Below are 14,879 nucleotides of genomic sequence, written 5' to 3'. Positions count from 1 at the left end.
ATACAAAAGCAGTCCTTTTTTGTACACTCTATTTCATTACGATCTCATCAGCGATCCCGATCATTTTTTCCAGGCGGTCCGCAAATTTATGGATGGGGAGAAAAACGCCCAGTCCGTCATAACGTTTTCCACCATCCTCCACAGAATCCTGCCCATAATACACAAAAGCTCTTGGAAGCTTCTTCTGAATTGCCATCATGATATCCCATACAGCCGCATAGGCCTGTGCCTCCGTTTCTTTTTCCTTTACGCTGTCCGGAAGCTCATACACCAGCAGCACACCGATATGTTCGCCCATTTTGTACTCTTCTACTTCCATGGTAGCTTCATCATAGGCATGTCGCTTCCGGTAGCCATACGCCAGATACATCTTTACACCAGGTTTCTCCCTGTATATCCTGCGGAACCGGTCGTAATCCCTGTCACTTACATGGATTCCCTTTTCCCGCAGAAAATTTCCTTTTTCATCTGTGAGAAACACCGGATTCTCCTGTCCATCTGCATTGAACCTGAACGGTGCCAGAAAAGAATTGCGCAGAAGATCAAACATACTGTTCTGGCAGATCGCCATAAGGAGAGCTGTCAGATCACGGTTTTTATATGCGTCCAGCAATGCATAAGCGAATTTTTCCGGAGGAAGATATCCGCATTCTATGTCTGTATCCGCATCCATGGATTCATAGAAGGTCTCCGTCAGCCGTCTGCACGCCTCCGGATCCTTCAGGATCTTTTCAAATAAAAGCTCCGCCTTTTCCTCTCTTGGGAATAATGTGCTGTTTTCCACAATTCCTCACCCTTTCTAATCTCTATGTTTACTGGAAAACATCAGAATAAAGCTGAGCAGAAGCAAAACATCCGATACCCAGATTGCCGGGATCCCCAGCCTCATGGACAGATTTCCTCCGCCACCGGCTCCAATGGCAAAAAAGAAAATTATTCCGAAATAATAAAGAGCCTGCTTCAGCTGTTCCGGACGTTTTTCACGACAATACACGGACAACGCCGCCGTGCCGCTTCGTAAATTTCCGATGCACATAGTGCTTGCATAGGAATAACCGCCCACCTTCCGGAAGGTCTGTACCTGCATGGCGCAGGAAAAGGATACCAGTACGGTTGCCAGCATATCCAATTCTCCCGGCATAAATCCCACAACAAAAAGGATCAGGATCTCGATCAGCAGGATCATCTGCCTCCAGTGAAGTTTTTTTGCATATTTAAAGGTACTCTGGATCCGCTCCGCCGCTACAACACCAATGGCAAAGGCTAAAACAGGGAACAGGTACCTTAAGCCCTCTCCCCACTGTCCTGTCATAAAATTTTGGCTCATCAGAACCACGTTGCCTGTCTGGGCGTTGGAAAACACCTCATCTCTTGTAAAGTATGTGTAGGCATCCTGAAATCCGCCGGACATTGCCAGAAATACACTTGTGATAAAAGCTTCTGACATCTGCCGGTCTGCGCTCTGCAGCTTTCTGCCTCCTGAAACCACTCTAAATCACTCCTGTCATTGATTTTTTTCCTCGGGTGTATTATAGTTTGCTCAGAAGCAAATGTAAAAAGTATTATTAATATCGTAAACATATTAAAATCATATTATAAGACGGAGAACACACATGATCACTTACGACTACTATCGAATTTTCTATTATGTAGCCCAGTATAAGAGCTTTACCAAGGCAGCAAGAGCTCTTCACAACAACCAGCCAAATATCACCCGCTGTATGAACAACCTGGAGCAGGAGCTGAAATGTACTCTCTTTCTCCGCTCCAACAAGGGAATCGCACTTACACCGGAAGGCCGCCAGCTTTATGAACACGTTGCCCTGGCTTTTGAGCAGCTTTCCATCGGTGAGGAGGAGATCCGCCAGAACGGTGAGCTGGAGCATGGTCTGGTTTCCATCGGTGCCAGCGAAAATGCCCTGCGTCTGATCCTTCTGGAAAAGCTGGAGCTGTTCCGCGAGCAATATCCTCATGTGCGCCTGCGCCTCTTCAACCATTCTACTCCACAGGCTGTACAGGCACTGAAGAATTATGCGGTGGATTTCGCCATTGTCACCACTCCGATTTCCATCCGCAAGCCTTTACAGAAAAAAAGTCTCCTGCGTTACCGGGAGATTCTTGTGTGCGGAAGCAAATATAAGGATCTGACTACTGCCCCCATCAGCATCCATGAGCTCCAGGACCTGCCCTTTGTGGGTCTTGCGGAAGGGACCAGCACCAGAGAAATGTATATGAATTACTTTATGGAAAACCGTGTTTCTTTTCATCCTGACATCGAGGCAGCAACTACAGACCAGGTTCTTCCCATGATCGTCCATAATCTGGGAATCGGCTTTTATCCGGAACCACTTGCTCAGGAAGTGATCGATGACGGGAAGGTTTTTGCCCTTCAGCTTAAGGAGCCGCTCCCCCAGAGGGAGGTCTGCCTAGTCACAAACAGCAGTACTACAATGAGTACTGCTGTCAAAAAAGCCATTGAATTTATTGTGTAAATCTCTGAGACTGCTCAGCCATTTATGTTTACTGCTCCACTGTCCTCTCAATATGCATGGCAAGATAACCAATTTCAATAGGATCCAGCTCTTTACCCAGGCTTTTGCCCAGGCTCTTACATACATCCTCCGCGATCCTGTAGGATTCCGGATATTTTTCTTCTATATAATCATTCATATCCAGCTTCAGTGTCTCCCCTGTGGAGACACGGGCTACCATATATTTAATATGGTTCATCATACGGTTGTAGGACAGGGAGATCACATCGATCTTCTTACCTGTAGCCATCTCGATCATGGCGATACATTCCCGGACAGCTCTTGCTGTCTGCATGGCTACGGACACCTTCTCATCTCCCAGTGCAGAGTGAATATGAAGTGCCACATATCCCACCTCATGATCATCGATCTCAATGTCCATTTGTTCTTTCAGGATTTTCTTCAGTACCTCCGCCACCTTGAATTCGCTGTAAAAAAGCACCTTGATATCATCAGTCAGGGGATTGCTGATCTGTTCATGATTACGAATACGCCCCACTGCAAAAGAGATATGATCAGCCAGCGGAAAAATAATTCCTTTATCTATAGTATCCCCGAAGGTCTTCTCCGCTTCTCTTAATATCTCATCTGCGATCTCCAGAAATTCCGGTGCCACGCTCTTTGCCAGTTCTTTTGCTGAGCCACGTTCCGTCTCCTGAGCCAGCCTGTAAAGGGTACAGTCTGCCGGAGCCTCAAAACGCTGGCTGACCTTCTTTCCGAATCCAACCCCCTTCCCCAGAAGCACATATTCCTGGTTTTCTTCCATATTTATGGCAATGATGCCGTTATTATTCAATACCTTGCTCACTCTGTACATCTTTTTTCCCCACCATTTTTATATATCCTGCTGCTTTTCCACATTCCACCACTGTCTGCCCCGGATTTTCAGTCAACATTTTTGTCTGCAGCTGTTGATTTTCTTTATCGTAACAGAATCTGTCTTTTGTGTAAAGTCCTTCTGACGGACAGTTGTTTTCTTTGCTACAGGAAAAGCGCGCCCGGGCATTAGGCGCGCTTTTCACAAAAACAATCCTCTATATTATTGCTGAAAAATTTCCTATTCTTCCACAGTCTCCACTGCGAACAGCGGCTCTCCTGCCTTGATCTCTCCATTTGCAAGAAGGCGTACTCTCTGGTTATCCTCGATCTCTGTGCAGAGGATCGGAGAACATAAGGACGGAGCGTTTTCTGTGAGATACGGGATGTCGATCTTCATCAGCGGCTCGCCTTTTTTCACATGCTGTCCCTGCTCTACCAGGATCTCGAAGCCTTTTCCTTCCAGCTTTACAGTGTCAATGCCTATATGAAGAAGCATTGGAAGATCTGTATCTGTCTGGAATCCGATGGCATGCTTTGTGTCAAAAATAAACTCTACCTCGCCGTCTTCCGGAGCACAGATCACCGGATCCTTCGGTGTGACTACCGCACCCTCTCCCATCATTCCTTCTGCGAAGCCTTCATCCGGTGCTGTGGAAAGGTCTGCTGCAATACCGGTTACCGGGCTGTAGACGATAGCTGTTCTGAGAACCTTTTTCTCCTGCTGCGTGTTGGCTTCGGATGTCGGAGCTGTATTCTGAGCAGCCTCACCTGTACTTTCTGCTGTATGCTCTGTATCAGACTGAGCCTGATTTTCTGCATTGTCTGTTACTGCCTCATTTGCGCCTTCAAAATATTCATTCGGCGCTGTCTCCAGATAATCCTCCAGTTTAGACTTGATCACAGTTACCTGCGGACCGTAGATGATCTGGATACCCTGGCCCTTTTTCACGATTCCTCTGGAGCCTGTTGTTTTCAGAATGTCGTCGTTGACTCTTGCAGCATCATGGACAGTGATACGAAGTCTTGTTGCACAGCAGTCCACATCGCTGATGTTTTTCTTTCCGCCAAGACCGGCAGTGATTGCTTCGCTTACCGGATCTGCGGATGTGCTTCCTGCTGCTTCACCGGATTTACCGGCTTCTTTTCTTGCGTTTACATCTGCTTTTGTGTAAAGCTTTGTTTCTGTGTCGTCATCCTCACGTCCCGGAGTCTTGAAATCGAACTTTTTGATCAGGAAAGTAAAGATCACATAGTAGAGAATAAAGTAAATGATACCAACCGGGATAATTCTGAGCCAGCTTGTCTTTTCATTTCCCTGAAGGATTCCGAACAGGAACAAATCAAGAAAACCGCCTGAGAACGTAAGTCCTACCGCAATGTTCAGCATATGTGCGATCATATAAGCCGCACCTGCAAGAACAACCTGTACTGCAAACAGTGCAGGAGCTACAAACAGGAAGGAGAACTCCAGTGGCTCTGTGATTCCTGTAAGCATACATGCAAGAGCTGCGGAAAGAAGAAGTCCACCTGCTGCTTTTTTCTTCTCAGGCTTTGCACAGCGGTACATGGCAAGAGCTGCTCCCGGAAGACCGAAGATCATGAAAATAAACTCTCCGGAAAAATATCTTGTTGCATCTGCGCTGAAATGTGCTACATTTGCGGAATCCGCAAGCTGGGCGAAAAAGATGTTCTGTCCGCCCTGTACCATCTGGCCTGCAACCTCCATGGTTCCGCCAACGGCTGTCTGCCAGAATGGCATATAAAATACGTGATGAAGTCCGAAGGGGATCAGCGCACGTTTAATAATACCAAAGATCAGGGTTCCGATATAGCCGCTGCCTGTTACAAGACCGCCCAGAGCATAAATGCCGTTCTGAACTGCCGGCCATACGAAATACATCAGGATTCCCACAAACATATATACAATGGTGGAAATGATGGGCACAAATCTGGAACCGCCGAAGAAGGAAAGTGCGTTTGGAAGCACGATCTTATGAAAACGGTTGTGCAAAGCTGCAACACCAAGGCCGACGATGATACCGCCAAACACACCCATCTGTAAGGACTGGATGCCGCAGACAGAGGTTACAGTACCTTCCAGAACGCTTTTTGCGATCTGTCCGTCTGCTGTGATCTTACCATTTACTACCAGCATACCATTGATGGCTACATTCATAACGAAGTAAGCGATCAGTGCAGAAAGAGCTGCTACCTCTTTCTCTTTTTTTGCCATACCGATGGCCACACCTACTGCAAAGATCAGCGGCAGGTTATCAAATACCGCGCTTCCGACTTTGTTCATAATGATCAGGAGTGCATGTAAAATCGTTCCGTCTCCCAGAATCTTCTGAAGTCCGTAGGTTGCAATGGTTGTTTCATTTGTGAAGGAACTGCCGAATCCAAGAAGCAGGCCTGCCACAGGAAGGATTGCTATGGGAAGCATAAAGGAACGTCCCACTCGCTGCAAAACTCCGAAAATCTTGTCTTTCATGTTTTCTCTCCTTTTCTTTCGACGTTTTGGAGCGGGAGTCTTTTAAGTGGGCAACAAAAAAAGACACCAACCCCCATAAACGTCAAATAAAAATAATAACATTTATGACTGGTTAATGCCTGCTTATCAGTTACACACCAAATCTGAAATACACTATACGGGGTTTGTTCTTCTGTGTCAAGGAGTAATTTGAATTTTTCGTAAAAAATCCGGTACGGCTATTATTCACCGGCAAACGATATGTGCCGGACGAACCCGAAATTCCCTGGCTTGACTTTATTCTTTCTTATGTTAAGATGAACATAGACTGTCTGACTGCGATATTTTTTCCGTGTTCAGACCATACATTTCATAAAAACGGAGGTACTTTTTCCGATGAATACCATCAAGAAATTCATCCACTACTACGGCCCGTACAAAGCGGTCTTTTTTATTGACCTGATCTGTGCAGCCGTTATCAGTCTGGTAGATCTTGCTTATCCCCAGATTCTTCGTACTATGACAAAAACTCTCTTTACACAGGATAAGAATGTTATTCTTCATGCCCTCCCTGTGATTGCAGCTTCTCTTTTTGTTATGTACATTGTGCAGAGTCTCTGCAAATATTATGTAACCTGTCAGGGACATATGATGGGTGCAAAGATGGAACGTGATATGCGCCGGGAGCTTTTTGACCATTACCAGGAGCTGTCTTTTTCCTATTACAGCAGGAATAATTCCGGTCAGATGATGAGCAAACTGGTCAGTGACCTTTTTGACATTTCCGAGTTTGCACATCATGGTCCTGAAAATCTTTTTATCTCTCTGGTAAAGATTGTCGGTGCTTTTATCTTCCTGTTCTTTATCAACAGGAAGCTTGCACTGCCTCTGATCCTCCTGGTGATCGTGATGTTTGTTTTTTCTTTTCGTCAGAATGCCAAAATGCAGGAAACCTTCATGGAAAACCGTCGTAAGATCGGAGATGTAAATGCCAGTCTTCAGGATACGCTTTCCGGAATCCGCGTAGTACAGTCCTTCGCAAACGAGGACATCGAGCGTGCCAAATTTAAGAAAAGTAATGAGGCATTCCTTGTTTCCAAAAGAGATAATTATCACTGCATGGGAAGCTTCATGAGTTCTAATCTTTTCTTCCAGGGTATGATGTACCTGGTAACTCTGGTTTACGGTGGCTATCTGATTGCCCAGGGTGAAATGCAGACTTCAGATCTTGCCATGTATGCCCTGTATATCGGAATCTTTATCAGCCCCATCCAGATTCTGGTAGAGCTTGTGGAAATGATGCAGAAGGGTCTTTCCGGTTTCCGCCGTTTCCTGGATGTGATGGAAACAGAATCCGAGATCAGGGATGCAGACAACGCTGTTGAGCTTACGGATGTGAAAGGACATGTGCGTTACGACCATGTTTCTTTTCATTACAGTGATGATGAAACTCCTGTGCTTTCCGATATCTCTATTGATATTCCGGCTGGAAAATCCATTGCCCTGGTGGGACCTTCCGGAAGCGGAAAAACCACGATCTGCTCTCTCCTTCCCAGATTCTATGATGTGACCGGCGGTTCCATTACTGTAGACGGAAAGGATATCCGCGGGCTGACTCTTAAGAGCCTTCGAAGCCAGATCGGTATGGTACAGCAGGATGTCTATCTTTTTGACGGAACCATCAAGGATAATATTGCCTACGGAAAGCCCGGAGCTTCCGATGAGGAGATCATTAATGCCGCCAAATGTGCAAGTATCCATGACTTTATCATGGAGCTGCCGGATGGATATGACACTTATGTGGGAGAACGTGGCACACGCCTTTCCGGCGGACAGAAGCAGCGGATCTCCATTGCCCGTGTATTCCTTAAGAATCCTCCGATCCTGATCCTGGATGAGGCCACCAGTGCACTGGATAACGAAAGTGAACGTTGGATCCAGAAGAGTCTGGAGGAACTTTCAAAAAATCGTACTACCATTACGATCGCACACCGATTGTCTACAATACGCGATGCGGATGAGATCATTGTGATCACGGAGGATGGTATCGCCGAGAGAGGCACTCATGCTGAGCTGCTTGAGAAGAATGGATTGTATGCTGCGTATTACAATATGTAAATAAGATACGAGGGAGGGTCATCTCAGAGTTGCGAAGCCCGAAGACCCTCCCTCGAGCTCCCTCCCTCTTGGGCACGCCTGATTCATCAAGACAGAATGGGCTGAATGATGACTGTGACGTACGGACGTGGGAGGCGCTTCGCTGTCCCACTGGATGTAGCAATATATAAAAACTGCCGCACACGCTGTGTCTGGATTATGGCACAGAGTCTGCGACAGTTTTTTTTAATGAACTTTGTGAATATTTCTTCTGTATTACAATTACAGCAGATAAACCGGAAGCTCATCCTTGATTCCTACCGGCTGGTTGTTGTCCGGCTCGTCTTTCTTTGGGGTGAGGAACTTGGCCTGAAGTTCATCAGCGTTTCCTCCACTGATCACATTCTGAGCTACGGTTCCTGTTGTGGTTTCTGCGGCGACTGTTTTCTTAGCTGCAGTTTTTCGTGTTGTCGTCTTTCTGGTGGTTGTTTTCTTTGCTGTTGTTTTTGTTGTGGCTGCTTTCCTTGCTGTGGTTTTTGCTGCTGTCTTTTTGGCAGGAGCTTTCGCTGCTGTTTTCTTTACAGTTGTTTTTTCTGCTGCTTTTTCCTCTGTTTCAGCTTTTACCTCTGCTGCTTTAACCTGGGCCTCTTTTACCTCTGTAACTTTCTCTTCTGTCTTTGCTGTTTTCTCTGCATTTACTGCTCTTGCGATGCTTGCTTTACCTACTGACACGATCCATTACCTCCTCTGCCAATGCTATGTATTCTTTTGCGCTGCGGCTGCTTTTTTTGAATTCCACAACCGGCTCGCTGCTGTCCTGTGACCATTCGATAGAGCTGTCCACACGGATAAAGGATTCGAAAAGATAGATTCCCTCCATCTCTTTGAGAGTCTCCATGGTCTGTTTGAAATAATTCTTTCTGGCATCTGCCTTTGTCACAACGATTCCCAGGACCTGAAGGGCCGGAGCGATCTCACGTACCTCATTCAGGAAATCGAACATATTTGCAAGACCAAACATCCCCCACGGGCTTGCCTCCACCGGAACCAGAACGTAATCCGATGCGCACAGGATATTCATCACCCAGCCGCCAAGAGTCGGCGGTGCATCAATAAGAATGTAATCGTACACCCCGGAATCCTTGATCTTCTGCAGACATTTCCGCAGGATAAATTCTCTCTGCCATTTCGTAAAAAGCTCATATTCCACGGAGCTCATCAGCGTGGATGACGGAACCAGATCCAGATTCTCATACTTCGTATGCACGATAAAATCGCTGAGATCCGACTGATGACCAATGGCATAGTAGAGATTTTTTTCCCCGGCAGCCATTTTCAGAACTTCTTCTTCATCAAAAAATGAAAGGGAAAGATTCAGCTGCATATCGCCGTCCACAAGAAGAACCTTCTTCCCCATACCGGCCAGTGCCGCACCTACATTGGAACAGCTGGTGGACTTTCCGCTGCCGCCCTTATTATTCGCAAAACAAATCGTCACTGTATTTCCCATCACAGCCTCCCGACAACACAAAATCGTAAATCACTAACTTTCCCTTATTATAATATAACGCTCCCCTAAAAACAAGCATATCACCCATAAAACCACAAAATCTGGCAAAAAACTCTCACATAAAACAACAACAAAAAAAGAATCCTGTTGCGGAACAATTTCCTATGCAAAAAAGCAGCAGACTTCAAATCTTTCCGAAAGCCTGCTGCTAAACTTCATTCATTTTTATTATTTTACGATAAAGGATTTTCTCTTACTTACAACATCAAAGATAACGGCTGCAAGAAGAACCATACCTTTGACAACCTTCTGGATATTCTGGTCAATACCCATGATACTCATACCAAGGTTCAGAACACCCATAAGGAGGGCACCAATGATAACACCGGGAACTGTACCGGTACCGCCATAAGCAGAAGCACCACCGATGAAACATGCACCGATCGCATCCATCTCGAAGTTTGTACCTGCCTGTGGGTTGGATGAGTTCAGTCTGGCCATTGTCACCATACCTGCAATAGCTGCCAGAAGGCCCATGTTCAGGTAAGCAAGGAAATAAACCTTGTTTGTATCAATACCGGAAAGCTTTGTTGCCTTCTCATTACCGCCAACTGCATAAAAATAACGACCTGTTGTAGTCTTGGAAGCAATGTATGTATAGATTGCGATGATCACTGCAACCCAGAGAAGGGAATTCGGGATACCTTTGTACTGAGCAAGTCTGAACATGAATGCAAGAACAACTACACAGATCAGAACCATCTTCACTGCAACACCACCGAAAGACTCAACACTGTAGCCTTTTTTTGCACGGTCTGCACGGTTTTTCATAACAAGTGCAACATAGACGATGCAGACAATAATGCCAACTACGAAACATGTTCTGTTAAATCCTTCACCTCCACCAAGGAAGTCCGGAATATAGTTATTGAACAGAGCCAGATAAGCATCCGGCATCGGAGCCAGGGTCTGTCCTTCCAGAACTACGTTGGAAAGGCCACGAAAAGCAAGCATACCTGCCAGAGTAACAATAAATGGAGGAATTCGTACATAAGCGATCCAGAATCCCTGCCATGCACCAATGGCAATACCCACAAGAAGCATCACAATCATAGTGAGATACGGGTTCATACTGTTGAGAACCATCATCTTACCACCGACAGCAGCAACAAAGCATACAACAGAACCAACTGACAGATCGATGTTACCACCTGTTAAAATACAGAACAGCATACCGGTTGCAAGAATAAATACATATGCATTCTGGGCTACCAGGTTATTTACATTCTGCGGAAGAAGCATAACGCCCTTTGTGTTCACAGAAAACATGATCACAACAAATACCAGAACAATGACCATGGTATATTTTTTTAATATTTCTGAAAAACTAATCTTTTTCTCCATCTTCTTACTCTCCTTTACCTGACTTCACGATCCTGGACATGATCAGCTCAGATGTAGCTTCCTCACCACTTACCTCTCCTACGAATCTGCCCTCGTTCATGATATAGATTCTGTCTGACATTCCAAGCACTTCCGGAAGCTCAGAAGAGATCATGATCACAGATTTTCCTGCTGCGACCAGGTCATTGATGATACAGTAGATTTCATATTTGGCACCTACATCAATACCCCTTGTAGGTTCATCCAAAATCAGAATATCCGGCTCTGCAAACATCCATTTTGCAAGAAGAACCTTCTGCTGATTACCACCGCTCAGGTTTCCGACATTCTGCTCAACTGTCGGGCACTTGGTTTTCAGTTTCTTCCTGTATTCCTCAGCAACTGCGTATTCTTTGTCCGTATCGATCACTTTTCCATTACTGATGCCCGACATGTTTGCAAGTGTAGTGTTCATCTTTATGGACTTGGAAAGGATCAGTCCGTTTCCTTTTCGATCCTCTGTAACATAGGCGAGCTTGTTGTCAATAGCCTCCTGAACTGTATTCAGCTTCACTTCTTTTCCGTTCATGAACACCTGTCCGGAAATTTTAGTTCCATAGCTCTTGCCAAAAATACTCATAGCCAGTTCTGTACGTCCGGCTCCCATCAGTCCTGAAATACCGACAACCTCACCTTTATGTACTTTAAAGGATACGTTATTTACCACCTTACGTTCTGTATACAGCGGATGATAAACATTCCAGTTTTTAACCTCCATGGAAACATCGCCGATCTTTACATTTGGACGTTTCGGGAACCTGTCTGTCATCTCACGTCCAACCATTCCCTGAATGATCCTCTGCTCAGAAAAATCGTCTTTCTTTTTATCCAGTGTTTCAATGGTAGATCCATCTCGGATAACTGTGATCTTATCTGCTACATAGGAGATTTCATTTAATTTATGGGAAATGATGATAGACGTCATTCCCTGCTTCTTGAATTTCAGAAGAAGATCCAGAAGAGCTTTGGAATCATCTTCATTCAGTGATGCGGTAGGCTCATCCAGAATGAGCAGCTTTGCATTCTTTGCAAGTGCCTTTGCGATCTCAACCAGCTGCTGTTTACCTACACCAATATCCTTGATCAAAGTTCTGGAGGATTCCTCCAGTCCTACTATTTTCAAATATTTATCTGCTTCTCCATAAGTTTCATTCCAGTTGATGGAAAAGCTTTTGCCTCTTTCATTACCCAGATACATGTTCTCCCCGATGGTCATATACGGGATCAGAGCAAGTTCCTGGTGGATGATTACAATTCCTTTATGTTCACTGTCCTTGATAGTGTTAAACTTACAGATCTCACCATCATAAATAATATTTCCTTCATACGAACCGTACGGATAAATACCACTTAATACATTCATCAATGTAGATTTACCGGCACCGTTTTCACCTACCAGTGCGTGGATCTCGCCTTCCTCGACCTGGAGATTAACATTATCCAGTGCCTTTACACCTGGGAAAGTTTTGGTGATATTTTTCATTTCCAGAAGTATCTTAGCCAACTCAATTTCCCTCCCTTTCCACTGTTCATGCAGGCGGTTATATTCCCCGCCTGCATGTGATAAATTTCTTTCTTGAAAATTCTGATTATTTGATCTGATCCTCTGTGTAGTATCCGGAGTCGATCAGGATTTCTTTGTAGTTATCTGTTGTAACAACAACCGGATCGCAAAGGTATGTCGGGATGACACCTGTTCCGTTATCATAGGATTTTGTATCGTTCACTTCCGGCTCCTCACCTTTCATGATGGAGTCAACCATTTTTACTACTGCAGATGCAAGAGCTCTTGTATCTTTGAATACAGACATTGCCTGTTTTCCTGCTACAAGGTTCTTAACGTTTGGTGTGTCACAGTCCTGACCGGTGATGATCGGATATTCTCCTGTGTAGGAAGCTGCCAGTGCATTCTCAACACCAAGTGCCGTGGAATCATTGGAGCAGAGAACTGCGTCAAGATTTGTTCCGTCAGAGTAGTTACCTGCGATGATAGTATCCATTCTGTCCTGTGCTTTTGCACTGTCCCAGTTTGCGGTAGCAACCTGCTCGAACTCTGTCTGTCCGGATTTTACTACCAGCTTACCGTCATCGATGTATTTCTGGAGAACATCCATTGCACCACCGAAGAAGAAGTTACAGTTGTTATCACCAGGATCTCCTGTGAACAGCTCAATATTGAATGGTCCGTCCTGATTGTCAAGATCCAGTGCATCTACCAGGTACTCGCCCTGTTTCTGACCTACTTTGTAGTTATCAAATGTTGCATAATAGGTTACTGCATCGGAATTCATAAGAAGACGGTCATAAGAGATAACCGGAATTCCTTTTTCTTTGGCCTGTTTCAGAGGCTCGCCAAGGCTGCTTCCATCGATGGATGCCACAACCAGAAGGTCGCATCCGTTTGCTACCTGGTTCTCAAGCTGGGAAACCTGTGTGCTTACATCATTGGATGCATACTGAAGGTCTACCTCATATCCTGCTGCCTCCAGCTCTTTCTTCATGTTATCGCCATCCTGGTTCCATCTCTGGAGATCCTTGGTCGGCATGGTAACACCGATCAGTTTCTTGTCTGCTGCCTGTGCTGTTGCTGCCGGAACTACCACCATACCAGCTACCATTGTTGCGCAAAGAAGTGCAGATACCATTTTTCTTTTCATTGTAAAATCCTCCGTTTCATTATTTGTTTTTGGAATCACGTTTCCTTTGATGATGTTACTATAGCACAGGACTGTCTGGACATAGTTGGCAAGGACAGAGACATTTTTTTGCAAAAGAAAAATGCCCTGCATCAGGCAAGACATTTTTGCACCAAAAATCTGCTATTGATTTTTGTCATAATTGTGTATTATTGCGCATATGGATACACTGCCACATTACTTGCAGAATTTCACCGCCACATATATGCCGGTATGCAATCTGTTCTGCATTACTCTGTATCGTAATCTATATTGAGATATACTTCATCTCGTCTGTGGAAACCGCCGTCAATGATCACCTCATCAATATTATCCCTTGTAACGGCAACCGGTTCCAGCACCTTCGCCGGGATATCATAGCTTCCATCGCTCATGGTATCTGTCACATCTGACGAAATCTTTCCCTCTTCTGCCATCTTCACCGCATATTCAGCTGCCTGGCGTGCCAGATCTTCGATAGATTTAAATGCTGTCATGTACTGGGTTCCTTCCACAATACGCTGACATGCAGCCAGATCACCATCCTGGCCTACCACGATCACCTGTCCGGCAAGCTGGTTTTCCGCAAGAACCTGTATCACCTGGCTGGCAATATCATCATTTCCGCACATGATTCCCTTTACATCAGGATATTCTTCCAGTGCTTCCTCCACATAATCAGCTGCCAGCTCTGCGATCCAGCCCTCACAGTTGGCTTCGTAAACTACCTTCAGAGCACTATTTTTCAGAGTGTCTTCAAATCCCTCTTTTACCATGTCTACATTGTTATCTGAAGCAGATCCCTGGATCATAAAAATCTTTCCGCCATCAGGGATTGCTTCCATCATGGACTGTGCCATGACCTCTCCGACTTTCCGGTTATCAAAGGAAATATACATGTCTGTATCCGCATCATTTACCATGCGGTCATAGGAGATCACCCTGATTCCTACATTGTGGGCACGCTCCACGGCCTCAGATAATGCTTTGCAGTCTCTGGCAATGATCACGATCACGTCCATATGCTTCTTGATAAAATAGTCGATCTGGCTGATCTGCTCTTTTGTATCTGCTCCCGCATCCTGAACATTCACTTCCGCTCCCAGCTCCCTTGCTGTTGCCACGAATACATCCCTGTCACGGATCCACCTCTCAATAACAAAAGAATCCACTGTAAGACCGATCTGAATTTTCTTTTCTACTCCGTCTTCCTCTGTATCTATTTCCTGCGTAGCTGCCTGCTCTGTTTTTTCGGAAGTGCAGCCACTTAGCATCAATGTCAGCAAACACAGTAAAATCAACAGCTTCCTGATCATTTTCCCCCCGCTCATATT

Annotated in this window: 13 protein-coding genes; 2 read left to right on the top strand and 11 right to left on the bottom strand. The window is 45.3% G+C overall.

The genetic code is table 11. The annotated features are described in order from the left end of the window. Positions 1–28: 28 nt before the first annotated feature. Both HFM85_RS00915 and HFM85_RS00910 read right to left on the bottom strand, forming a co-directional pair. A complete protein-coding gene (locus HFM85_RS00915; RefSeq protein WP_173736841.1) occupies positions 29–784 on the bottom strand; it encodes a DUF4866 family protein in 756 nt (251 codons plus the stop codon). A gap of 15 nt (positions 785–799) precedes the next feature. Beyond that, a complete protein-coding gene (locus HFM85_RS00910) occupies positions 800–1,447 on the bottom strand; it encodes a YoaK family protein (protein ID WP_173736935.1) in 648 nt (215 codons plus the stop codon). 166 nt (positions 1,448–1,613) lie between these two features. Here HFM85_RS00910 and HFM85_RS00905 point away from each other — a divergent pair, with 166 nt between their 5' ends. Continuing rightward, complete coding sequence (locus HFM85_RS00905) at positions 1,614–2,492, top strand: LysR family transcriptional regulator (RefSeq protein WP_173736840.1); 879 nt, start codon at positions 1,614–1,616, stop codon at positions 2,490–2,492. Between the two features lie 28 nt (positions 2,493–2,520). Here the strand turns inward: HFM85_RS00905 and HFM85_RS00900 are convergent, their stop codons facing one another. From HFM85_RS00900 to HFM85_RS00890, 3 genes are read right to left on the bottom strand one after another with little or no spacing between them, the layout of a single operon-like run. Beyond that, positions 2,521–3,348: a PRD domain-containing protein gene (locus HFM85_RS00900; protein WP_173736839.1), complete on the bottom strand. Its 828-nt coding sequence runs from the start codon at positions 3,346–3,348 to the stop codon at positions 2,521–2,523. Further along, positions 3,320–3,553 carry a hypothetical protein gene (locus HFM85_RS00895; protein ID WP_173736838.1) on the bottom strand — a complete coding sequence of 78 codons (234 nt, stop codon included), beginning with the start codon at positions 3,551–3,553 and terminating at the stop codon, positions 3,320–3,322. The genes HFM85_RS00900 and HFM85_RS00895 overlap by 29 nt, the downstream gene beginning before the upstream one ends. Before the next feature lie 35 nt (positions 3,554–3,588). Further along, complete coding sequence (locus HFM85_RS00890) at positions 3,589–5,841, bottom strand: PTS transporter subunit IIABC (protein WP_173736837.1); 2,253 nt, start codon at positions 5,839–5,841, stop codon at positions 3,589–3,591. A 375-nt stretch (positions 5,842–6,216) separates the two neighbouring features. Here HFM85_RS00890 and HFM85_RS00885 point away from each other — a divergent pair, with 375 nt between their 5' ends. Further along, positions 6,217–7,938: an ABC transporter ATP-binding protein gene (locus HFM85_RS00885; protein WP_173736836.1), complete on the top strand. Its 1,722-nt coding sequence runs from the start codon at positions 6,217–6,219 to the stop codon at positions 7,936–7,938. Positions 7,939–8,199: 261 nt separating this feature from the next. Here HFM85_RS00885 and HFM85_RS00880 read toward each other — a convergent pair whose 3' ends face one another. The 6 genes from HFM85_RS00880 to HFM85_RS00855 all read right to left on the bottom strand — a co-directional run bounded on the left by HFM85_RS00880 (position 8,200) and on the right by HFM85_RS00855 (position 14,876). Beyond that, entirely contained in the window at positions 8,200–8,649 is a 450-nt protein-coding gene (locus tag HFM85_RS00880) for a hypothetical protein (protein WP_173736734.1), read from the bottom strand. Continuing rightward, positions 8,636–9,427, bottom strand: coding sequence for a ParA family protein (locus tag HFM85_RS00875; protein WP_092070221.1), 792 nt, complete (start codon positions 9,425–9,427; stop codon positions 8,636–8,638). Before HFM85_RS00875 ends, HFM85_RS00880 begins: the two co-directional genes overlap by 14 nt. 228 nt (positions 9,428–9,655) lie before the next feature. Beyond that, on the bottom strand, positions 9,656–10,831 hold the full coding sequence (gene mmsB / locus HFM85_RS00870; RefSeq protein WP_092070224.1) for a multiple monosaccharide ABC transporter permease: 1,176 nt from the start codon (positions 10,829–10,831) through the stop codon (positions 9,656–9,658). Positions 10,832–10,835: 4 nt separating this feature from the next. Further along, a complete protein-coding gene (gene mmsA, locus HFM85_RS00865; protein ID WP_173736835.1) occupies positions 10,836–12,374 on the bottom strand; it encodes a multiple monosaccharide ABC transporter ATP-binding protein in 1,539 nt (512 codons plus the stop codon). A gap of 85 nt (positions 12,375–12,459) precedes the next feature. Further along, complete coding sequence (gene chvE, locus HFM85_RS00860) at positions 12,460–13,488, bottom strand: multiple monosaccharide ABC transporter substrate-binding protein (RefSeq protein ID WP_227588556.1); 1,029 nt, start codon at positions 13,486–13,488, stop codon at positions 12,460–12,462. A 308-nt stretch (positions 13,489–13,796) separates the two neighbouring features. Continuing rightward, positions 13,797–14,876, bottom strand: a complete 1,080-nt coding sequence (locus HFM85_RS00855) for a sugar ABC transporter substrate-binding protein (protein ID WP_244092489.1) — start codon at positions 14,874–14,876, stop codon at positions 13,797–13,799. Positions 14,877–14,879 lie beyond the last annotated feature (3 nt).

The sequence above is a fragment of the Blautia schinkii genome, from assembly GCF_013304825.1.
GTDB classification, from domain to species: Bacteria; Bacillota; Clostridia; order Lachnospirales; family Lachnospiraceae; genus Blautia_A; species Blautia_A schinkii_B.
This window is presented reverse-complemented; position numbering and strand designations above follow the sequence as displayed.